The organism is Mycobacterium sp. pV006, from assembly GCF_041287115.1.
Lineage (GTDB): Bacteria > Actinomycetota > Actinomycetes > Mycobacteriales > Mycobacteriaceae > Mycobacterium.
Genome location: NZ_JBGGKT010000007.1, coordinates 126,424 through 148,570, shown reverse-complemented (window position 1 = coordinate 148,570; position 22,147 = coordinate 126,424). Strand labels below are relative to the sequence as shown.

The 22,147-nt window shown below is 68.0% G+C and carries 15 protein-coding genes; 6 read left to right on the top strand and 9 right to left on the bottom strand.

Going from position 1 to position 22,147, the window contains the following annotated elements:
• Nucleotides 1–22 precede the first annotated feature (22 nt).
• From ACAG25_RS13240 to ACAG25_RS13230, 3 genes are all read left to right on the top strand, one after another.
• Entirely contained in the window at nucleotides 23–1,702 is a 1,680-nt protein-coding gene (locus tag ACAG25_RS13240; protein ID WP_370488908.1) for a hypothetical protein, read from the top strand.
• A gap of 68 nt (nucleotides 1,703–1,770) precedes the next feature.
• A complete protein-coding gene (locus ACAG25_RS13235) occupies nucleotides 1,771–3,255 on the top strand; it encodes a flavin-containing monooxygenase (RefSeq protein ID WP_370488907.1) in 1,485 nt (494 codons plus the stop codon).
• Nucleotides 3,256–3,267: 12 nt separating this feature from the next.
• On the top strand, nucleotides 3,268–4,638 hold the full coding sequence (locus tag ACAG25_RS13230) for a cytochrome P450 (protein WP_370488906.1): 1,371 nt from the start codon (nucleotides 3,268–3,270) through the stop codon (nucleotides 4,636–4,638).
• Here the strand turns inward: ACAG25_RS13230 and ACAG25_RS13225 are convergent.
• The 3 genes from ACAG25_RS13225 to ACAG25_RS13215 all read right to left on the bottom strand — a co-directional run bounded on the left by ACAG25_RS13225 (nucleotide 4,635) and on the right by ACAG25_RS13215 (nucleotide 8,266).
• On the bottom strand, nucleotides 4,635–5,468 hold the full coding sequence (locus ACAG25_RS13225) for a class I SAM-dependent methyltransferase (protein WP_370488905.1): 834 nt from the start codon (nucleotides 5,466–5,468) through the stop codon (nucleotides 4,635–4,637). The genes ACAG25_RS13230 and ACAG25_RS13225 overlap by 4 nt on opposite strands.
• Before the next feature lie 44 nt (nucleotides 5,469–5,512).
• A complete protein-coding gene (locus tag ACAG25_RS13220; RefSeq protein WP_370488904.1) occupies nucleotides 5,513–6,733 on the bottom strand; it encodes a PE-PPE domain-containing protein in 1,221 nt (406 codons plus the stop codon).
• Nucleotides 6,734–7,030: 297 nt separating this feature from the next.
• Complete coding sequence (locus ACAG25_RS13215) at nucleotides 7,031–8,266, bottom strand: PE-PPE domain-containing protein (protein WP_370488903.1); 1,236 nt, start codon at nucleotides 8,264–8,266, stop codon at nucleotides 7,031–7,033.
• A 774-nt stretch (nucleotides 8,267–9,040) separates the two neighbouring features.
• On the opposite strand from ACAG25_RS13215, the gene ACAG25_RS13210 reads away from it, so the two are divergent.
• Together ACAG25_RS13210 and ACAG25_RS13205 are read left to right on the top strand one after the other, a co-directional pair.
• The gene (locus tag ACAG25_RS13210) at nucleotides 9,041–10,525 is read left to right on the top strand and encodes a flavin-containing monooxygenase (RefSeq protein ID WP_370488902.1); all 1,485 of its coding nucleotides are present in this window, start codon (nucleotides 9,041–9,043) and stop codon (nucleotides 10,523–10,525) included.
• 85 nt (nucleotides 10,526–10,610) lie between these two features.
• Complete coding sequence (locus ACAG25_RS13205) at nucleotides 10,611–11,966, top strand: cytochrome P450 (RefSeq protein WP_370488901.1); 1,356 nt, start codon at nucleotides 10,611–10,613, stop codon at nucleotides 11,964–11,966.
• Here ACAG25_RS13205 and ACAG25_RS13200 read toward each other — a convergent pair.
• The 6 genes from ACAG25_RS13200 to ACAG25_RS13175 form a co-directional block, all read right to left on the bottom strand.
• Nucleotides 11,955–13,166 (bottom strand): alkane 1-monooxygenase, encoded by a 1,212-nt coding sequence (locus ACAG25_RS13200; protein WP_370488900.1) that lies wholly within the window; start codon nucleotides 13,164–13,166, stop codon nucleotides 11,955–11,957. The two genes, ACAG25_RS13205 and ACAG25_RS13200, sit on opposite strands and share 12 nt — an antisense overlap.
• Before the next feature lie 160 nt (nucleotides 13,167–13,326).
• On the bottom strand, nucleotides 13,327–15,252 hold the full coding sequence (locus ACAG25_RS13195) for a hypothetical protein (protein WP_370488899.1): 1,926 nt from the start codon (nucleotides 15,250–15,252) through the stop codon (nucleotides 13,327–13,329).
• Entirely contained in the window at nucleotides 15,239–17,434 is a 2,196-nt protein-coding gene (locus tag ACAG25_RS13190; protein WP_370488898.1) for a malate synthase G, read from the bottom strand. The genes ACAG25_RS13195 and ACAG25_RS13190 overlap by 14 nt, the downstream gene beginning before the upstream one ends.
• 81 nt (nucleotides 17,435–17,515) lie before the next feature.
• On the bottom strand, nucleotides 17,516–18,370 hold the full coding sequence (locus ACAG25_RS13185) for a 3-methyladenine DNA glycosylase (RefSeq protein ID WP_370488897.1): 855 nt from the start codon (nucleotides 18,368–18,370) through the stop codon (nucleotides 17,516–17,518).
• Nucleotides 18,370–19,431, bottom strand: coding sequence for a hemolysin family protein (locus ACAG25_RS13180; protein ID WP_370488896.1), 1,062 nt, complete (start codon nucleotides 19,429–19,431; stop codon nucleotides 18,370–18,372). Before ACAG25_RS13180 ends, ACAG25_RS13185 begins: the two co-directional genes overlap by 1 nt.
• Nucleotides 19,424–20,779 (bottom strand): hemolysin family protein, encoded by a 1,356-nt coding sequence (locus ACAG25_RS13175; protein ID WP_370488895.1) that lies wholly within the window; start codon nucleotides 20,777–20,779, stop codon nucleotides 19,424–19,426. The genes ACAG25_RS13180 and ACAG25_RS13175 overlap by 8 nt, the downstream gene beginning before the upstream one ends.
• Nucleotides 20,780–21,116: 337 nt before the next feature.
• Between ACAG25_RS13175 and ACAG25_RS13170 the strand changes: the two genes are divergently transcribed.
• Complete coding sequence (locus ACAG25_RS13170; RefSeq protein ID WP_370488894.1) at nucleotides 21,117–22,145, top strand: iron ABC transporter substrate-binding protein; 1,029 nt, start codon at nucleotides 21,117–21,119, stop codon at nucleotides 22,143–22,145.
• Nucleotides 22,146–22,147 lie beyond the last annotated feature (2 nt).

Below are 22,147 nucleotides of genomic sequence, written 5' to 3'. Positions count from 1 at the left end.
TGTCACGGCTGGCGTTGCGCTGGTGGGGGCCAGTGTCATCTCCGTTACTCCCGTCACTCCTAGCATCGCGCAGGCTCAGGCGCAGCTGGCCGAGGCACGCAGCGTCACCGCGGACGTGAACCTGACCGCCCGCTCGGCGGCCAACATCATGCCGAACCTGATCAACGCGGTGCTCAATGCTCCGCAGGCTCACGTCGACGCCGTGAACTTCTGGGCCGAGGCCTGGGCCCAGAGCGGTAACTGGTGGGTGTACTCACCGGTCAACGTCCTGGGCTGGGATCCGCCGAACCCCGCCATGGCCTATGCCACCGTTGCGCTGATGACGCCGTTCAAGCCGCTGTGGCAACCGTACGGCGAGGCAGCCGAATCGTGGATGGCCGCGAACCTGCCGATGCACAACGGATGCTCGGGCCTGCCGCCGTGCCCTGAGGGCGACAAGATGCTCAACAGCATGTTTCGCGTGAACCCGCTGGCCTTCTATCTGGGCGACGGGTTCACCTACGGCGCACCCGGTGGTCCCGAGGGCACGCCGCAGTGGAACCCGGTCAGCGCCACCGAGGCCTACTTCGGTTACGAGATCGGCGAGGACGCCTCGATCGACTTCAGGCTCAGAGACGAGAACGGGGAGCTGGTCAGAGACGAGGAGGGGAACCTGGTCTGGGACCCGACCCTCTTCGACGTGGCGACCGGTAAGCCGACCGCGCTGGGTAAGGAGAAGTACCCGAACGCGTTCATCGAGTGGCACGGCGAAACCCGCAAGCTCGACCCGAACGCCGGCACCAAGGCGCTGTGGGACTACCTGCTCGAGGATCCGGAGCCGGTGAAGTTCCCGTCCTTCGACGAGCAGATGACCGCGTACCGCAAGTTCGCCGAGACGCTGGCGATCATGTGGAACCCGTTCGTGCCGTCGAGCTACATCTGGAACCCGCGCTACTCGACGGCGGCATACTTCGTCCGTCCGTTCGCGAAGATCCTGTGCCCGCAGTGCAACCCGTACGACCCGTTCATGCCGGTCGGGTGGAAGCCCTCCGACGGTTTCCCGGAGCCGAAGAACGACGGCTGGCAGCCGCTGTTCCCGTGGCAGGCCAAGACCCCGACGGGTCTGCCGTTGCCGACCGAGGACTACCTCGAACCGGATTACGTGCCGCCGAGCGAGCGCGGCTCGCAGGACGACACCGCCGTGCTGGCGGCCGGCGAGGACGCGGAGACGGCCGAGGACGGCATCGCCGACAGCGATCTCAATCAGACGCTGCGGGCCATCCAGGCCAAGGTGACCGACGTTGTGACCCCGGAGGGTACGACCACCGACGAGGCGGCCACGCCGGCCGCCGGCGAGGAAGTCACCCCGCCGGCCGACGAAGAAGTCACCACCCCGCCTGCGGAGGAGACCCCGGTCGAGACCCCCAAGGAGGTCGAGACGCCCAAGGAGGTCGAGACCCCCAAGGACGTCGAGATCCCCGAGGACGCTGACGCCGACGAGGCCGAGGAGCCCAAGGCCGATCCGGTGGCCGACGCGGTCAAGTCGCTGCGCGACAAGTTCAAGAGCAGCGACGACGCCAAGGACACCAAGGAGTCCGACGCCAAGGACACCACCTCGGAGTCCAACGGATCCGCCTCGTCGTCCTCGTCGTCCTCATCGAGCAATGGCTCGAGCAAGGGCAGCGACAGCTCGAGCTCGAAGCGCAAGGGCTCCGACAGTTAGCTAGTGGCCGGCCGAAGCTCGTCTGCGGCCGGTGGGATTCACCCCCACCGAGCCCGTAGTATCGCCGAGTGACCACCTCGCAGTTCGACGCCGTCATCATCGGCGCAGGGTTCGGCGGCATGGGCGCGGCGATCGCGCTCAACGAGCTCGGCTACCACAACCTCGCGATCCTCGATCGCGAGGACGACCTCGGTGGGACGTGGCACGTCAACCGTTATCCCGGCCTGACAGTTGACGTCCCGTCCACCACCTATTCGTACTGGTTCGAACCGAACCCGTACTGGTCGAAGCTCTACGCGCCGGGCGAGGAACTGAAGCGCTACGCCGAACACGTCGCCGACAAGTACCAGCTGCGCCGCTACATGCGCTTCAACACCGTCGTCGACGGTGCACGCTGGGATGACGAGGCCCAGCGGTGGGTGGTCTCATTGGCCGACGGGCAGTCGTTGCAGGCCCAGTTCCTGGTGCTCGCGACGGGGTATCTGTGCCAGCCGAAGAAGCCGGACATCCCGGGGATCGAGACGTTCGCCGGCAAGGTGCTGCACGCTCAGGAATGGGACCACGACTATTCGCTGAGCGGCAAGCGTGCGGCGATCATCGGCACGGGGTCGACGGGCGTGCAGCTCATCCCGAAGCTTGCCGAGAATGCCGCGGAGCTGACCGTCTACCAGCGCACGCCGATCTGGGTGATGCCCAAGCTGGACCTGTCGTTCGGTCCGCGGACGCAGCGGCTGTTTGCGAAAATCCCTGCGACACAACGCTTCGTACGCCTGTCCAGCGACATGTTCATGGATCTGATGACCACGCTGGCGATGTGGAAGTTCCGGCAGCTGCGACCGATCAACACCATCGCCGCCAAGATCGGTGCTCTGCACCGGTTCCTGGCGATCCGCGACAAGGAGTTGCGCCGCAAGCTCACACCGGATTACGACTTCGGTTGCAAGCGGCCCACCCTGTCCAACGTGTACTACCGGACCTTCACCAAACCCCACGTGCACCTGGAGACCGAGGGCATCGAGCGGATCGAGCCCGACGGCATCGTCGGCAGGGACGGCACCAAACGCGTCATCGACACGCTGGTGCTGGCCACCGGATTCGACGTCTGGGAGTCGAACCTGCCCGCCGTCGAGGTGATCGGCCGGGAAGGCCGCGACCTCGGGAAGTGGTGGCGGGAGAACCGCTTCCAGGCCTACGAGGGCATGACGGTGCCGCTGTTCCCGAACATGCTCACCCAGGCCAGCCCGTACGCCTGGGTCGGCATGAGTTGGTTCGACACGGTCGAGACCCAGATGCGGCACATGCGCCGGCTGTTCGGCGAGCTGCAGCGCCGCGGCGCGACCACCTTCGAGGTCACCGAGGAGGCCAACGCCCGGTTCCTGGAGGAGATGCTGACCCTGCTCGACGACTCCGTGTTCCGATTGGGCAACTGCGCGACGTCGCGGTCATACTGGTTCAACGGCAGGGGCGAATCCCCGCTGTTCCGGCCGACGTCGGTGCGCAGTGCAGTCAAGGCACAGGAGCGGTTCCCGCTCACCGACTACACGATGGCCTAGAGGGGTGACGACATGACAACGGCGACAACCGATCCGGTGCGCCTGCCGCCCGGCCCGAGCGCGCCGAAGTTGCTGCAGGGCCTCGGCATGGTGGCAATCCAGAGCAGGATGCTGACCGCGCTGTCGAAGAAGTACGGCAGCGCCTTCACACTGAACGTGCCGCTGTTCGGCCGGATGGTCATCCTCAGCTCACCCGGTGACATCAAGGAGCTGTTCAGCTCCAGCCGCGACCTCATCGGCCGGCCCACCAAGAACCTCAGCGCCGTCCTCGGTGAGGGTTCGGTGTTCGCCCTGGAGGGCGACGAGCTGCTGGCCCGACGCCGGTTGCTGCTGCCGCCGTTCAACGGCAAGAGCATGCGCTCCTACGAAACCATCACCGAAGCCGAGGTGCTCGCCGAGATCTCCACCTGGCCCGAGGGGGTGGAGTTCGAGACGCTCGACCCGATGATGCGCATCTCGTTGAACACGATCCTGCGCGCCGTGTTCGGCGCCGCCGGTGACGAGCTCGAGGAGATGCGCACCCTGATGCCGGCGGCCGTGGAGTTCGGGTCCCGCATCGCGTTGCTGCCCGAGGTGATCCGGCGCGACTACGGCCGCTACAGCCCCGGTGGACATTTCGCCCAGTATCGCCGGCGGATGGACGATCTGATCGCCAAGCTGATCTCCGACGCGCGGGCCGATCCGGATTTCGACGAGCGGCAGGACGTGCTGACGCTGCTGTTGCGCACGCGTTATGACGACGGCACCCCGATGTCGGACAAGCACATCGCCGACGAGTTGCTGACACTGCTGGTCGCAGGGCACGAGACGACGTCGTCGCAGCTGGCCTGGGTGCTCGAGCGCATCCGACGCCACCCGGAGCTGCTGGCCCGACTCACCGAAGAGGTCGACGCCGGCGGCTCGGAGCTGCTGCGGGCGACCATCCAAGAAGTGCAGCGCACGCGACCGGTGCTGACGGCGTCTCTGCGTCGGACCAAGACGCGAGTTCAGCTGGGGGAGTGGGTCATTCCCGAGAACACGACGCTGATGGGGGCGCTGCACCTGGCGATGATGTCGCCTGACAGCTTCCCCGAACCGGAGCGGTTCAACCCGGACCGCTTCCTGGGCGTGAACCCCAACCCATTCGCCTATGTGCCGTTCGGGGGCGGCATGAACCGCTGCATCGGGGCCTCCTTCGCCTCGATGGAGATGGAGATCGCGATACGGGCCATCCTGCGCGAGTTCCGCATCGAACCCACCGACGCACCCGACGAGCGCCCGTTCAACCGCGGGGTGTCGATCGTGCCGAACAAGGGCGGCCGGGTGGTGTTGCGCCGGCGCAACGCCGCTGCGCGGCGCGCGCAGTCGCCGTCAACCGAGTCGGCGCAGCAGCCCAGCAGCTAGCGACGCGGGAACTCGTACCGCAGGATCCGCGCCTTGCGCGCGATCCCGGGGAAGCGCCGCGCCAGGCGCGCACCCAGGCGCAGCCCGCGCGGGAACAGCGCCGCCTCGGGTTCGAACATCGCACTGGCCTCTTCGACCAGGCGCAGGTCGGGGTTCCACCCCTCCGGATGCCGCGGATCGGAGAACCCGGTGAAATCCCATTGTCGGTGCGGCGAATTGGAGCCGCGCATCGCGAGTTGTCCGGTGATCCGGTTGAGCCGGCTGACCTTCCCGTAGTCGTTGAAGGCCACCGTGCCGGAGTCGAAGTGGCTGGTGACCCTTCGCAGCAGCGCCACGATGACCGGTTCGGTCAGGAACGCGAACAGGCCGTCGGCGACGACGATGGTCGGCCGGTCGGCCGGAATCCCGTCACACCAGCCCGGTTCGGCGACGGAGGCGGCGACGTGATGCGCGTTGGGGCGTGCCGGCAGCACCGCGTCGCGGAGACCGATCACGCCCGGAAGGTCGACGCTGTGCCAGTCCACCGTCGGTGGCGGATCCACGCGGTGGACCATGCTGTTGAGCCCGGCGCCCAGATCGACGACGACCGCGTGGGGGTGTTCGGCGATGTGGGCGCGCACCCGGTCGTCGAGCATCCTGGCGCGTAGCGCCACCAGGCAGCGCACGCTGGGGGTCACGCCCAACGAGCTGAAGTCGTAGTCGATCTGCCGGACGGTCTGGTCTGCGGTGTGGTCGGCGAGAATCGGCTGCGGCGATCGCGCGTCCACCGCACGGGCGTACTCGGTCAGCAGGGTGGTGCGTTCCACGGGCGACAGGTGACCGACATCCATGCGGTCAGCCAAGCACACTGCGGACCGGGAACGCACACCCGCGTTCAGTCGTCGCCGGTCGCGTCGCGTTGGTCGCGGTTCAGTTGCCGGGACTCCGCCTTCGCCGAATCCCGCTCGGCGATGTCGGCTCTGCGCGCGGCCGCGGTGCTGGTGCCGGTGTCGGTGTCGGCCTTCTCGTCGGCAGCCTGCGCCTCGATCTCGACGTCGGCCTCGAGGTCGGTGAGGTCCAACTCCTCCTGCTCTTCGGCGGCACGGGAGCGGGCCTGCCGTGTGACGGACCGATCGGAGTCCTGCGCCTGCTGGTCGTCGGTCTCAGCCACCGCAGACGTGGTGTCCGGTGCGGTGTCGGCGGGAGCCTTGGCGGCCGCGCCCGGGGCCTCAGCCGGCGGCGCGGGCAGCGACGGAGCGCGCTTCTGCACGCTCGGTTGCTGCCGCGCCTCGGGGGCTGGCGGGGGCGGGGGTTCCTTCTCCCAGGGCCGGTCGTAGGCGCGTTCGATGATCTCCTTCAGGGAATCGTTCAGCCGGTCGGCGAGTGCGGTGAGGCCGAGGGCCCGCAGCGGCGCCAGCAAGGGCAGCTTCTCGGTGGGCACCAGGATGTAGGTGGTGTTGCCCTCGACCCATCGGTAGTTGGCGGGGTCGTTGATGTCGACCGCCGAATAGTCGTAGTGCAACGGGGCCAGGAACCCCAGAGTCGAATTCAGCTGGGCGAGGAAACTGAACCGGTCAGGGGTGTCGGCGAACGGGTCGTACTGTTGAGCGATGTCGAGGACCTTGTACTGGGTCTCGGGCATCTTGGTCAGACGGTGATTGGCGCCGCCGTACTTGCGGGTCGGGTTCCCGATCAGTACGAACGAAAGCACCTCGGCCGATGGCGCGTCGGCTTCGTCGGCGTACTGGGCCAGCCACTTGACCGAACCGATGGCACCACCGCTGAGCGCGAAGACCGTCACGGTCTCGCTGTCCGCCGGATCCGGGCTGGAGCCGTCAGGGGCAGGCACGGCGGCTGTGGCCGCTCTGATCGCCTCGGCCAGGTTCGCGATCGAGACGTTCATCGCGAACGAGTACTTGACCTTGTTGCAGACGTTCGGGCTGGCACACATCGATCCCTGCAGCGCAGGGCCCATGCGGTGCGGCAACGGGCTCAATGTCAGGACATTGGCCGCCTCCGCGGTCGGTGTCGCCACCACCACCGACAAGGCCGTGGCGGCCGCTGTCAGCGTCATCGCGAGTGCACCGCCGACGGTGCGCCCAGATCGTGTTCCCATGTTCTTCCCCCACCGATAGGTAGCAAACCCCCCGTTTGCTGAGTCCATGCTACGCGCCTTTTCGCCGGGCGGGATCGGCTTTTTGCGCCCGCGCCGCCCGGGGCGTCCCCGCTCTTTCCGGGGCGCGCCCGGAACGCTCAGCTGATCGAGCCGAATGATCTTGTCCTGCATGCTCTTACTCCTAGTGCAGCAACGTGATCCATCCCGACGCCGGAACGAGAGACGAAGAACGCACCGCAGGCCCGTCGATGCTGATCGCAGGGCCGCACGGTGCGTCCTTTCGGCTTTGCGGACCGACTAGTCGTCGGATCCCGTACGCGCCGAGGCCCGGGCCTTGTCCGCCCCCCGCGCTGCACTGCGCTCCGCACGGGACTGCTTGCCCGACGCCTCGGCTCCGTCGTCGTCGCCGCGGACGCGGTTCGTCGCCTTGGCTGCGAGGGCCTCGGACGCATCGGTGTCGGCCTCGGCGGCGATCTCGTCCTTGATCACGTCCTTGACCTCGGCCTCGACATCAGCCTCGACTTCGACCTCGGACTTGGCCTCGACATCGGCCTCGGTCACGTCCTCAGCTACGTCCCGGCCCTGCGGCTCGGCGTCGGACACCGCGGCTGCCGGCGCTTCGGTTGCCTTCTCCGCCGGCGCGTCGGCGAGGTCGGCGACCACCGCGCTGCGCCCGGCCGTCTGACGGCTGGCGGCCGCAGAGCTCTTGTCGTCGTTGCGGATGTAGGCCTTCTCGATCCTGGCCCGCAGCGAGTCCTCCCGCGACTTCAGGAACGGCAGCAGCTTCACGATGGGCAGCGTCTTGGCCGGCACGAGGTAATGCGTTGTCTTCCCGCCCAATTCGTTCACATCGACGGTGATGTTCTCATCGGGGACCGCATCCAGGTCGGCGAACGCCGACGGCATGTGCTCGGTGATCATGCCGGCGTAGGCGTTGATCAGGGCGAGCAGGTTCCACGGACGATCGGGAAAGTCGGCGAAACCGTCGTACTCGCCGGTGACGACGATGACGTCGTACTGGGTGACCGGAGCGGGCTGGTAGGTGTAGTCGAACCGGGAGTTGTACTTGACCTGGTTGATGAACCTCTGGCGGCTCGAGTCGGCGACGATCACGAAGGTCAGATCCTGCTTCGACGGCGCGAAGTCCGGGTTGTCCAGGAGCATCCGCATCACCTCGTCGACGACGAGGGAACCGGCCGACAGACCCACCACCGTCACGGGAGTCTCGGAGTCGAGGATCTTCTGGTAGAGCGTCATCTGACCCTCGGCGATCGACTGCCCGAGCGTCTTGTGGTTGCGGCCGGTGAACGGCGCCGCCTGCGCCGGCCACTCGATGTCCTCGCGGATGTCGTTGGCGAACCGCTTGTTGAGCAGATTGCTCATGATCAGGTCAGAGACCCGAGGATTGGCGATACCGCCGACGACCAACGCGGTGCCCGCCCCGGCCGGCCCGAGGGCGGAGGTGAAACCCAGAAGGAGCACGGCGAACAGCGATACCAATGCGGCCGCCGCCGCCCGGAATGGTGAGCGCATGGGGACCTCCAGGTCACTCAGTAATCAAATTGTGGTCGCCTCGCGACCGCGCGGCTATATAACTATGAGCCACGATTACCGGCGGCGTCAGCAAATCTCCGAGATTGTCTCAGTTGTGCGGTACTGGCAAACTCGACGTCGACGCCGCACAGGGCACCTGAGCTGTGAATCCACAGCGGCGCGCTTACGCAGGCGAATAATATTCGCTCGGCCGGATGGTTGCGTTCGAACATTGTCTCAGCAGGTAGAGCGCTTTTTCGGCGGCTCCGTCCCGCCGCTAAGGGCTCATCACCGTGTCACCTTATGACTTGTGTCACATCATGTCGCGCCCGCCCAGCTCACCTCGCCGGTGCCACGATAGATGACAACCTGTTAACTCGTTGGACCGGTTTTCCGACTCCTCCACAGACGCCTCCGTTAATTTCACTTTGTGACAAATCCAGTTAGCAACTGCGCGTAATCCGGATGGTTCGACGCCGGTTTCCCGCCCGAACAGCAAAACAATCGCCATTGCCGGAGTAGTTCAGGTGTTTGAGCAGGTCCGTCGAACTGCACACCGAGTACAGCTATTTGCTGAAACCGTCGGCCGGTGTCGTCGGCAAGTGTTGCCCTTCCCGAAACCGCGCACCCTGTGACCAGACTGGCAACGACGGCGGCCCCGCGGACCGGACGGATCGGCGACCGTGGGTGACCTGCGATCGAGCCCGCTCGCCCGGTGAATCGCAGCTCAGGATCGAGGTGAAGCATGGGGGTCGGTCAGCTACGGTGAACAGCATGAGTGGCCAGCATCCCCTCGATGTCGTGATCGTGGGCGGCGGATTCGCAGGCATCGGTTCGGCGATCCAGTTCAAGCAACTGGGTTATGACCGCATCGCGATCCTCGAGCGGGAAAGCGACCTCGGCGGCGTCTGGCACGTCAACCGTTACCCGGGGCTGGCGGTCGATCTCCCCTCCCCGACGTATTCGTTCGATTTCGAACCCAATCCCTACTGGTCACGGCTCTATGCACCGGGCGCGGAGATCAAGCAGTACGCCGCACACGTCGCCGACAAGTACGGCGTGCGCCAGTACATGCGGTTCAACACCAAGGTCGACAACGCCCGCTGGGACGACGAACAGAAGGTCTGGAACGTCACGGTCTCGGGCGGTGAGACCATCACCGCCCGCTTCCTGATCGCGGCCACCGGCTTCATGTCCCAGGCCTGCTACCCCGACATCCCCGGCGTCACCGAGTTCGCCGGCAAGATCATCCACACCACCGCCTGGGACGATGCCTATCCGCTGGAGGGGCGCCGCGTCGCGATCATCGGCACCGGCGCAACCGCCGTGCAGCTGATCCCCGAGGTGGCCAGGAAGGCCGCGGAACTCTCGGTCTACCAGCGCACCCCGATCCACGTGGTGCCGAAGCAGGACTTCGCGATCCCGCGTGCCGTGCAGAACCTCTTCGCACGAGTTCCGTTGACCCAGCGCATCTTCCGCTGGATGACCGACATCCAGGCCTCGGTGGTCTTCCTGCCCGCCATCAAGTTCCGCCAACTGCGGCTGCTGGTCAGCCTCACTGCGGTACTGGCCGGCATCCAGCGCTTCGCGGCCATCCGCGACAAGAAACTCCGCGAGGATCTGACGCCGCGCTACGACTTCGGATGCAAGCGTCCGACCTATTCCAACGAGTACTACAAGACCCTCACCCAGCCGCACGTCCATCTGCGCACCGCGGGGATCGAGCGGATCGAGGCCGACGCGATCGTCACCGTCGACGGGGTCCGCACCGAGATCGACACGCTGATCCTGGCGACCGGTTTCGACATGTGGGAGTCGAACTTCCCCGCGATCGAGATCATCGGCCGTGAGGGTCGCAACCTCGGAAAGTGGTGGCGCACAAACGGTTTCCAGGCCTACCAGGGGATGGCCGTACCGTACTTCCCGAATTATCTCGGCGTGGCCGCGGGTCCGTACGCCAACAGCGGGTTGTCGTTCTTCAACATGGTCAAGTACCAGAGCAGGCACATCGAGCGACTGTTCGGTGAAGTGCGCCGGCGCAACGCCACGACCTTCGAGGTGACCGAAGAGGCCAACACCGCGTTCCGGGAACGCATGGAGCGTCTGCAGGAGGGCACCCTGCTGCATCTGGGCGACTGCGCCAACTCACGGTCCTACTATTTCGGCCCCAACGGCGAGACCGTGTTGCGTCCGACGACGCCGCGCACCGCGCTGCGCGAGCAGGAGACCTACCCGCTGACCGACTACGCGTTCGCCTGACCTGGCCGTCGGTCGGCGTTGGTAGCATTCGGTTTTCTGCACCGCGCCACGAACGGATTCCGGGCGCCGCAACGGAGGGAGACACGTGGCAGAGGCAACGGCTGACCCTGTGCGGCTTCCACCGGGCCCGCGGATCCCGAAGTTGGTTCAGGGTCTGATGATGCTGACCGTCCGTCCGCGGGCGGTCGCAGCGGCCTATCGGCGCTACGGCGGAGAATTCACCGCCAACGTCCCGGTCCTCGGGCGCACGGTGGTGATCAGCGATCCCGGCTTGATCAGGGAGATCTTCTCGGCCGACCGGGACCTGATCCTGCGCCCGGGACACAACCTGGGTGCCACGATCGGCCCCGGTTCGACCTTCAGCCTCGAGGGAGAGGAGCACCTGCGCAGGCACAAGCTGCTGGTGCCGCCGTTCCACGGCCGGCGGGTGCGCGGGTATGAGCCGATCATCGAGGAAGAAGTCCTCCGCGAGATCGCCACCTGGCCACAGGGCCAGGAGTTCGAGACGCTCGAGCCGATGATGCGCATCACGCTCAACGCGATCCTGCGAACGGTGTTCGGCGCCGAGGGCGCCGCCCTGGACGAACTGCGCGAACTGATCCCGAAGGCCGTCGAGATGGGATCGCGTTTCGTGCTGCTGCCGGCCGCGGCGCGCCGGGACCTGGGCGCCTGGAGCCCCGGCGGGCGCTTCAAGCGCCTGCGCGACCGCATCAACGCGGTGATCGGCGAGCTCATCGACGCCGCCCGGTCGGACCCGCACTCCGAAGACCGCGCCGACGTGCTGTCACTGCTCGTCCACGCACGCTATGACGACGGCCAGCCGATCGCCGACGACCACATCGCCGACGAACTGCTCACGATGATGGTCGCGGGCCACGAGACCACCGCCACACAGCTGGCGTGGACGATCGAGCGACTGCGCCGCCACCCCGACCTGCTGACCAGGCTCACCGAGGAGGTCGACGCCGGCGGATCCGAGCTGCGTCAGGCCGTCATCTGGGAGTCCCAGCGCACCCGCCCGGTGATCGACAACATCCCACGCCAGACCAGGCAGCGGGTGCGACTGGGCCAGTGGGTGCTGCCGGAGAACACCAACATCTTCATCAGCATCCAGCTGGCGCATTTCGACCCCGCCAACTATCCGGATCCCGAGGCGTTCGACCCGGACCGTTACGCCCAGGGCGCTCCGAAACCACCGACCTGGATCCCGTTCGGCGGCGGGATCAACCGGTGCATCGGCGCCAACTTCTCGAACATGGAGATGGACATCACCCTGCGGACGCTGTTCCGCGAGCTGCGTTTCGGTCCGACGTCCGAGCCTGATGAACCCTTGTGGGACAGGGGAGTTGCGCTCGCGCCCAAACGGGGCGGTCGCGCTGTGGTGTACCGGCGGGTCCCCGCCGCGACGTCGTCTCCTCAGCGCGCGCCGTCAGCGAGCTGACACCGTGCGCGGCCGGTGACGCGCCACCAAACGCTCCGCCTTGCGCGGGCTCAGCGCCGCGCGGCTGACGTCGCCGCCGTAGTGTGCGACCACGCGGCGGTCCATCACCTTGCGCCACAGCGGTGGGAACGCGGCCAGCACCACCATCGCGGCGTAACCGGCCGGGAGCTGGGGCGCGTCGTCGGCATGGCACAGCGCCTGATACCGGCGATGCGGATTCGCATGGTGGTCGGAGTGGCGCTGCAGATGGAACAGGAACACATTCGAGATCACCGAGTTGCTGTTCCAGCTGTGCGCCGGGGCCACCTTCTCGTAGGTCCCGTTCGGTCGCCGGCCACGGCGCAGACCGTAGTGCTCCAGGTAGTTGATCGTCTCCAGCAGGAAGACGCCCACCAGCGCCTGCCCGATCAGCCACGGCAGCACCTCGACACCGAACGCGGCCACCAGCCCGGCGAACAGTGCGACCGTCAGCAACCCCGCGTTGAGGACGTCGTTGTGCACGCTCCACACGGACTTGCCATGGACGCGCAGGCGGCGGCGTTCGATGTTCCAGGCCGAGCGCAGACTGCCCGGGATGGACCGGGCGAAGAACTGGTAGAGATTCTCGCCGAGCCGGGCGCTGGCCGGATCCTCCGGGGTGGCCACGCGGGCGTGGTGGCCCCGGTTGTGCTCGACGTAGAAGTGCCCGTAGCCGCTCTGGGCGAGCGCGACCTTGCTCAGCCAGCGTTCCGAGCGGGCGCGTTGGTGGCCCAGCTCGTGGGCGGTGTTGATGGCCACCCCGGCGATACCGCCGACGGTCAGCATCAACCCCACCTTGTCGGCGACGTTGAGCGTGACCCCGCCACCTCCGCTCCAGAGCCAGCACGCCAGCACCAACGACAGGTACTGCGCGGGCAGGTACGAGAACAGCGCCCATCGGTAGAAGCGGTCCTGCTCGAGGTAGCGCAGCGCGCTGTCGGGGGGATTCTCGGAGTCGCTGCCCACCAGGTAGTCCAACAGTGGGATCACGGCGACCGTCATGATCGGTCCGGACCACCAGAACAATCCGCACCCGGTGAGCAGCACGCCCAGCCAGGACACCGGTACCAGCACCGGGATGACGATGCCGAGCAACCAGACGTAGCGTTTTCGGTCCCGCCAACGACGAGCGAACGCCGATTGCTGACCGGCGTTCGCCTGCTGTGGATGCTGAGCTGGCATCGTGACCTCTGAAACCCCCTCCGAACCGTACTCATGATCAATCGTTGCAGGTTAATGCGACAGTTCGATAACGCCGTCATACCATTGCGGCGCGCTGCGGAGCAATCTCCTCAGCGAACCACGTGCGGTAACCGACGTTGCTCGCCGATTGGGGACCAGCCTATCCGAGAAGCTCGGCGATCGTGGCGGTCAACTCGGGGGTGTCCGACGTCGAAAGGTTGCGGTACTGGCCTCCGGTGATCTGCGCGACCGACTCCCACGTCGCCCGGTCGGCGTCCTCGCCGAAGTCGATGACGTTGACCGCCACCGGCCGTTCGGGGTCGAACGCACCACGGATGTAGTCCTGCAGCCCCTCGCTGCCGAGGGTCCGGTCGGTGTGCGGTCCGGCGGTGATCACCAGGACGGAGTTCTGCTGTCCGTCGCGATACTTCGCCGACGCGTCGGTGTAGACCAATCGCAGCGTGGTGAAGGACACGGCGCCGCCGCCCGAGGGACTCTGGGCATCCAGGGCCGCCGTCACGGCCTCGGCGCGGGGGCGACCGTCGACCGGCTCGTCGAGCGCGCCGGCACCGACCACGGACCGACCCGCCACCCCGTCGAAGGTCCACAGTCCGACACCCGCGTCGGGCGGTAGGACCGACAACCGTCCCTTGAGCGCGGCCACGACGTTGGACAGCCGGGACCGTCCGCCCTCGTCGGTCGGCATCGACTGGTCGAGCATGATCGTCACGGTGGAACTCTGCGCAGGGGCCGCCAGGGTGTCGGCGATGGTGGCCCGGGTGGCCGCGTCACCGACCTCGACCGGCGCGTCCACCGCGGCGAAGTCGACGACGTCGCTGGCCGGCGGATCCTGGCCCTCCACACGGAAGCCCGCCTGGCTGAACTCGCCGAGTTGCTCGGGTTTGCGCAGGAACCGCGCGAACTCGCTGGCCGCGGTGAGCTGTTCCTGGCTCAGCCAGTCACCGGAGAGCAACACGGTGGGGAAGTCGGCCACCGGCGTCGGACCTTCGGGTCGCCAGGAGCGCACCTTCGACGCGGCGTCGGCCGTCGAGGCGGTGCGCTGGTAGAGCTGCTGCTCGGTGGTCGCGACCGCGTGCACCGGTGCGGTGCGCGGGTCGTCGGCGTCGATCAGCGCGTTGAGCGCGGTGCCGGCGGTGGCGTCGGCCAACTCCGGGGCCCCCGACATCAGCGCGTTGACCGCCCCCAGGCCGGCTGTGGCGGGAGCGCCCTGCGGCGCGGACGCCGCGGCCACGGCTTCGGCGAGCAGGGCGGTGGCGTCGGCATCGGCTTCCTGCGGCAGCGCCAGGCGCAGCCCGCCCCAGCCGGCCAGCCCCAGGCCGTCCAGTGCCGCCGGGTCGTTCTGCAGGCGGGGCAGTGCCGCCCAGGTTTGGCCGGCGAGCGCCTCCTCGAGCTCGGGGGCGACCGCGAGGACCACGGGGGAGCTGACCAACGGGCGGCTGTCGCTGATCGTCGCGGCGCCCACCGCGGCTTCCAGCCGCGCGTCGGAGGCGCTGCTGGCCGGGATCCACAGCGCCGGGCGCGCACCGAGGTCGTCCGGCCACTGTTCGCTCAGACCGTTCACGACGGCAGAGGAATCCGACTCGGCCACACCGACTTTCACGCACCGGTCACCGACGGGTGCGGCACTGTCGTTGTATCGCTGCGCCAGGTTGCGCACCGGCTCGCCGATCGCGGGATCGACCACCACGGCGATGTCGATCTCCCCTTCGACGCAGCGTGCGGCCGCCACGTCGGACCGATTGGACAACACGTCACCGAAGAAGCGCCACAGGATCACCACACCGACGACCACGACGACGGTGACCAGCGCCACGATCACGCCCACGCTGACGCCGCGGCGGCCGGGGGTGACGGCACGGTGGCTGCCGGTCCATTCGCCGGAATCCCAGTCCCGGCTGCGCGGCGCGGGCGCGTCGTCGGACGCCGCGGTGTGCCGGCCGCCGCCGTCGGCACCATCGTCGGCGCCGTCGCGCGCACCGGGTTCGGACGCACCGAACGCGAACCGTTCGGTCCGGGCGTCCTCGGCGCCGGTCTCGTCGGGGTCGGGAAGACTATGCCGTCCCATGCCTGCCTGCTTTGTACTCCCGGCGGCGTCGGTGCAGGATCGGCTCGGTGTAGCCGTTGGGCTGCGCACCGCCGGCCAGGATCAGTTCCTGAGCCGCCTGGAACGCCACGCTGCCGTCGAAATCCTTTGACATCGGCCGGAAATCGGGGTCGGCCGCGTTCTGTTCGTCCACCACCTCGGCCATCCGGCGCAGGCTGGACTTCACGTCTTCCTCGGTGATCACACCGTGGCGCAGCCAGTTCGCCAGCAGTTGGCTGGAGATGCGCAGCGTCGCGCGGTCCTCCATCAGGGCGACGTCGTGGATGTCGGGCACCTTCGAGCAGCCGACGCCGGCGTCGATCCAGCGCACCACGTAGCCCAGGATCGACTGGCAGTTGTTGTCGACCTCCTCGCGGATCTCCTCGGGAGCCCAGGCCAGTTCCTTGGCCAGCGGGATGGTCAGCAGTTGCTCCAGCGAGGCGCGGCGTGTGCCGCCCAGCTCCTTGTGCACCGCGAACACGTCGACCTCGTGATAGTGCATGGCGTGCAGGGTCGCCGCGGTCGGCGACGGCACCCACGCGGTGGTCGCGCCCGCCTTCGGCTGGCCGATCTTCTGTTCGACCATGTCGGCCATCAGATCGGTCATCGCCCACATGCCCTTGCCGATCTGCGCCCTGCCGGAGAATCCGGTCTCCAGGCCGATGTCGACGTTCTGATCCTCGTAGGCCTTGATCCAGTCGGTGGACTTCATCGCGCCCTTGCGGATCATCGGGCCGGCTTCCATCGAGGTGTGGATCTCGTCACCGGTGCGGTCGAGGAAGCCGGTGTTGATGAACACCACCCGGTCGGCGGCGGCCTTGATGCAGGCCTTGAGGTTGACCGTGGTCCGGCGTTCCTCGTCCATGATGCCGACCTTGAGGGTGTTCTGCGGCAGGCCGAGGACGTCCTCGACGCGGCTGAACAACTCGCAGGTGAACGCGACCTCGTCGGGGCCGTGCATCTTGGGTTTGACGATGTAGATCGACCCGGTGCGGCTGTTGCGGTAGGGCCCGTTCTGCTCGCCCTCCTTGAGGCCGTGCGTCGCGATCAGCGACGTGAACAGGGCGTCCTGGATGCCTTCGTAGACCTCGTTCCCCTCGGAATCGACGATGGCGTCGTTCGTCATCAGGTGGCCGACGTTGCGCACGAACAGCAGGCTGCGTCCGGGCAGCGTGACCTCTTTCTCCCCGTGGGCGGCGGTGTAGGTGCGGTCGGCGTTGAGGACGCGGGTGAACGTCTTGCCGCCCTTGCTGACCTCCTCGGACAGGTCGCCGCGGTTCAGACCCAGCCAGTTGCGGTAGCCCAGCACCTTGTCGGGGGCGTCGACGGCGGCCACGGAGTCCTCGAAGTCCATGATCGTGGTCACCGCGGACTCCAGCACCACGTCCTTGATGCCGGCCTTGTCGGTCTTTCCGATCGGGGAGTCGGCGTCGATCAGGATCTCGACGTGCAGGCCGTTGTTGACCAGCAGGACCGCGCTCGGGGCGGCCGGCTCGCCGAGGTAACCGACGAACTGCTCCGGCGCCGCCAACCCGACCGAGCCGCCGTCGTCGAGGGTGGCCGTGACGCGGCCGTCGGCCACCGCCAGCCCGGTGATGTCCGCCCAGGAGCCGGACTCCAGTGGCGTTGCACCGTCGAGGAAGCGGCGCGCGTAGGCGATGACCCGGTCCCCGCGCACCGGGTTGTAGGAGCTACCGGGTTCGGCCCCACCGTCGGTGGATATGACGTCGGTGCCGTACAGCGCGTCGTAGAGCGAGCCCCAACGGGCGTTGGCGGCGTTGAGCGCGAACCGCGCATTGAGGATCGGCACCACCAGCTGCGGACCGGCGGTGGTGGTGATCTCGTCGTCCACCCCGGCGGTGGTGATGGTGAAGTCGTCCGGCTCGGGCTGCAGGTAGCCGATGTCGGTGAGGAACTGCTGGTACTCGTCGGCATCGAACCCGCCGATCACCCGCGCCCGGTGCCATTTGTCGATCTGGGCCTGCAGCTCGTCGCGCCGCGCGAGGAGGTCCTGGTTCTTCGGGGTCAGGTCGGCCACGACCTTGTCGACGCCGGACCAGAAGGTGTCGGGGTCGATGTCGGTGCCGGGCAGCGCCTCGTTGTTGACGAAGTCGTACAACTCGGAGGCGACGCGCAGGTTGCCCACCGTCACGCGTTCGGACATGGTTCCTCCCTCGTCTGCAGCCGCGCAGCGCCTGCAAGATCTGCGGTGTCGTCGATCCAGCTTACCCAGCGGTAACACGCGCTACGTCCGGGCCGCAGCCTCCCGCAACGCTGTGCAGGAGCCCAGCAGCCGGGCCCGCAGTGGCGCCGCCCGCTCGCTGAGGGCCTGCTGCTGCGCGGCATATTCGCGCCGGCCGGCCGGGGTCTCGACGCGGATCGCGTCGAATCCGTACGCGGTCAGGTCGTACGGGCTGGCCCGCATGTCCAGGACACGAGCCTCGAGGGCGAGTTCGAAACAGTCCAGCACCAGGTGGCTGTCGATCAGCGGCCCCAGCTTGTAGGACCACTTGTAGAGGTCCATCCCGGCATGGACGCAACCCGGTTGCTCGAGCTCGATCTGCGTGCGGCGACTCGGCTTGTGCTGATTGCGGCGGGCGGCCGGTTCGGTGAAGAAGCGGTACGCGTCGAAGTGGCTGCAGCGCAGCGGCATCGAGTCGACCACCGCGTCGGTGTCGGCGGCCGGCAGCCGCATCGGCACGCCGCCGTGCCGCACCTGCGGCGCGCGGTAGACCATGGCCCACTCGTGGAGTCCGAAACAGTTGAACCGCGCGGGGCGCGCCGCCGTGGCCGCGAGCAGCTCGGTGATGAACGCCACGGTGTCGGCGCGGGCCTGCAGGTAGTCCCGGCTGACGGTGACGCCGTCGGGGGTCTCCGTGTAGCCGGCGCGCGGCAGGTAGCGGCGGGCCTCGTCGCCGTCGAGGACGGTGCCGTAGCCGGGATGCCACCAGCGCAGCTGCCGTGGCCGCAGGCTGTAGTAGGTGAACAGGAAGTCGTAGACCGGATGGGCCCGTCCGGCGCGCCGCTGCGCCAGCAGCGGTTCCAACACGGCGTCGGCGCGCTGTCGGTATGCGGCGGCGCGGGCCGGCCAGTCGGACATCACACCCGGTGGGTGCCGTCGCGAACCGTGCCGACGAGGTCCTCGACGAGGTCTTCCAGGGCCACCATGGCGCTGACGGTACCGTCGGCGCCGGTCACCAGCGCCAGGTGACTGTTGGTCCGCCGCAACCGCGATAGCGCGTCGGGCAGGGGCAGCGACGCCGGTACCCGCGGCAGCGGACGGACCAGGGAGAGGTCGACCACCGCCGAACCGTCGGCGGTGCTGTTGACCAGCGGCAACACGTCTTTGATGTGGACGTACCCCAGGTAGGCGCCGCCGTCGTCGGCGACGGGGAAGCGCGAGTAGCCGGTTTCCCGCAGCGCTTCTTCGAGCGCCCCGACGGTGGGTCCGCGGCCCGGCGCGGCGGCCGGGACCGCGCGGATGCGATGCAGCGGCAACGCGACGTCGTTGACGTTGCGGTTGCGGATCTGCAGCGCCCTGGTCAGGCGGCTGTGTTCCTCGGGGTCCAGCAGACCCTCCGAGAGGGATTCGGCGATCATCTCCGACAGCTCGACGGTCGACACCGTCACGTCGAGTTCGTCCTTGGGTTGGACACCGAACGTGCGCAGGGTGATGTTGGCGCACCAGTTGTAGAACGCGATGAACGGTCGGGCCGCGCGCATGTAGACGAGGTAGACCGGGATCAGCAGCATCGCGGTGGACTCCGGCCCGGCGATCGCGATGTTCTTCGGCACCATCTCGCCGAGCAGCACGTGCAGGGTGACCACGATGGACAGCGCCACCAGGAACGACACGGTGTGCAGCAGCGCGTCGGGGATGCCGAGCAGGTCGAAGGGTTTCTCGAGCAGGTGGGCGACCGCGGGTTCGGCCACCCGGCCCAGCAGGATCGAGCACACGGTGATGCCCAGCTGTGCCCCGGCGAGCATCAACGACAGGTGCTCACCGGCCCGGATCACCGTGACGGCGCTGCGTTTGCCCTGCTCAGCCAGGGCCTCCAGGCGGTCACGGCGCGCCGAGATCAGCGCGAACTCCGAGGCCACGAAGAAGGCGTTGGCCGCCAGCAGCACGAAGGTCAGCAGCACGCCGAACAGGTCACCCACGGCGTTCTCCGGTGCGTCCGAGTTCGGTCAGGCGCAGCTGGTCGATGCGCCGGCCGTCCATCTTGACCACGGTCGCGCGCCACCGCACGGGGTCCTCGACCGGGCCGTCGGGGTCGAAGGCCGTCAGCTCCACCGATTCGCCCTCCTCGGGGATGTGGCCGAGGGTCTCCAGCACCAGTCCGCCGATCGTCTCGTAGTCCCCTTCGGGGGCACGGAACTCGGTGTTCTCGGCGACCTCGTCGATGCGCAGCAGGCCCGACACCTGCCAGCCGCGGCCCGCCTGCACCACGTCGGGGGGCTCGTCGTCGTGCTCGTCGCGTACGTCGCCGACGATCTCCTCGATGAGGTCCTCGACGGTGACCATGCCGGCGGTACCGCCGTACTCGTCGACCACCAGCGCGGTCTGCAGCCCGTTGGCGCGTACCTCCGACATGACGGCGTCCCCGTCCAGCGTGGACGGCACCTTGTTGACCGGTTGGGCCAGGTCGGCCAACCGCGTGGAGGCGCGTTTGTCGTGCGGGACGGCGAAGACCTGCTTGACGTGGACGACGCCGATGGTCTCGTCGAGGTCGCCGCGGATGACGGGGAAGCGGGAGTGCCCGGTGCGCACCGCGGCCTCGCTGAGGTCGAGGACGGTGTCGCCGGCTTCCAGGGTGTCGATCTTGGAGCGCGGGGTCATGAGCTCCTCCGCGGTGCGGTCACCGAACTGCAGCGACCGGTCCACCAGCACCGCGGTCACCGGGTCCAGCGAGCCGCTCTGCGCCGAGGACCGCACCAGCGACACCAACTCCTGGGGGGAACGCGCCGACCGCAGTTCCTCGGCGGGTTCGATCCCCATGCGGCGCAGGATCCAGTTGGCCGTGCCGTTGGTCAGTCTGATCAGTGGGGTGAACAGGAAGGAGAACATCAGCTGCGGTCCCGCCGACCACCGCGCGGTCGGGACGGGCCGCGCCACGGCGAGGTTCTTGGGCACCAGTTCGCCGAAGACCATCGAGATCGACGTCGCGATCAGGATGGCCAGGATAAAAGCCAGTCCGCTGGTGAGGTTCTCGGGCACCCGCAACGCGGTCAGGCCGGGGGCGATCAGCCGGGCCACGACGGGCTCGGCCAGGAATCCGGTGGCCAGCGTGGTGATCGAGATTCCGACCTGGGCGCCGGACAACTGGGTCGACAGGGTGCGGTGGGCGCGCTGCACGAGTTGGTCGCGTCGGTGACCGCTGCGGGCGTTCGCGTCGACGGTGCTGCGCTCCAGCGCCGTCAGCGAGAACTCGGCGGCGACGAACACCGCGGTCCCGGCGGTCAGCAGGCCGAAGGCCAACAGCGACAGGAGCGACATCGCGACGTTCATCGCGGTGCTCCCGAGAAGGTGGCGAGATGGTCGGGAGAGCCGGGCCGGATGCCCGGCCGCCTAGAGGAAGGCTCAGCTTCACATGGCTCGTGACCGGGCCGTTCGGCGGAAACCCCCGGTTCGGCCGAACTCGCGTCCAGTGCCTGCGGCACCTGGTCCCTTTCGTCGTGGCGCGGACTGATCCCCACATGTTAACGGAACCGCCGTGCGCCCCTGCGCGAGATTCTGCTTCGGTGAGGCTGGCCTCACCCGGTGGTAGGTTGCGGAGAAGTTCCACCCGTGTGCGTGTACGGCGCGGCTGTCACGGACAGCGCCCTGCGGAAAGGCGGCGACGCAGATGACGAGATCGATCTCCCGGTGGGCGGGTGCGGTCGGCATGACCGTCGCCATGCTGGCGTTCACCGCGTGCGGATCCCAGTCCGAGGAACAGGACGGGGACAAGATCGTCGTGTACTCGGGCCGCAGCGAGGCGCTGGTCGCGCCGCTGCTCGAGCAGTTCACCACCGACACCGGCATCGAGGTCGAGGCCCGCTACGCGGGGTCGGGTGAGATGGCCGCGCAGCTGCTCACCGAAGGCGACAGGTCGCCGGCCGACGTGTTCCTGTCCCAGGACGCCGGTGCGTTGGGCGCGGTGTCGAAGGCGGGCCTGCTGGCTCCGCTGGACCCGCAGACCGTGTCGGCGGTGCCGCCGCAGTACGCCGCACGCGACGGATCGTGGGTCGGCGTCTCCGGTCGCGCCCGCGTGATCGTCTACAACCCGACCCTGGTGCCCGATCCGCCCGACACCATCGACGCCCTGCTGGCACCGGAGTGGAAGGGCAAGATCGGGTTCGCTCCCAGCAATGCGTCCTGGCAGGCGTTCGTCACCGGTCTGCGGGTGCTGCGCGGCGACGACGGCGCCGAGCAGTGGCTGCGTGCCTTCAAGGCGCAGGAGCCGGTGTCGTTCGAGAACAACGTCGCTGTCCGCGACGCCGTCGACGCCGGTCAGGTGCCGCTCGGGCTGGTCAACCACTACTACCTCTACGAGCTCATCCACGCCAAGGGCGCCGACGCCGTCACCGCGCGTAACCAGTTCATGGCGCCGGGCGACCCGGGTGGCCTGGTCAACGTCGCCGGGGTGGGCGTGCTGAAGGCAGCGCCCAATCCCGAAGGCGCGCAACGCTTCGCGGCGTACCTGGTGGAGGAGTCGGCGCAGAAGTACTTCGCCGAGGAGACCTCGGAGTATCCGCTGGCCGCCGGCGTCGCTCCGGCGGCGGACATGCCGCCGCTGGAGTCGTTGCAGCCGCCTGCGGTGGACCTGTCCGATCTCGACGACATCGAGGCCACCCAGGAACTGCTGGTCGAGACCGGCCTGCTGACCAACTGACC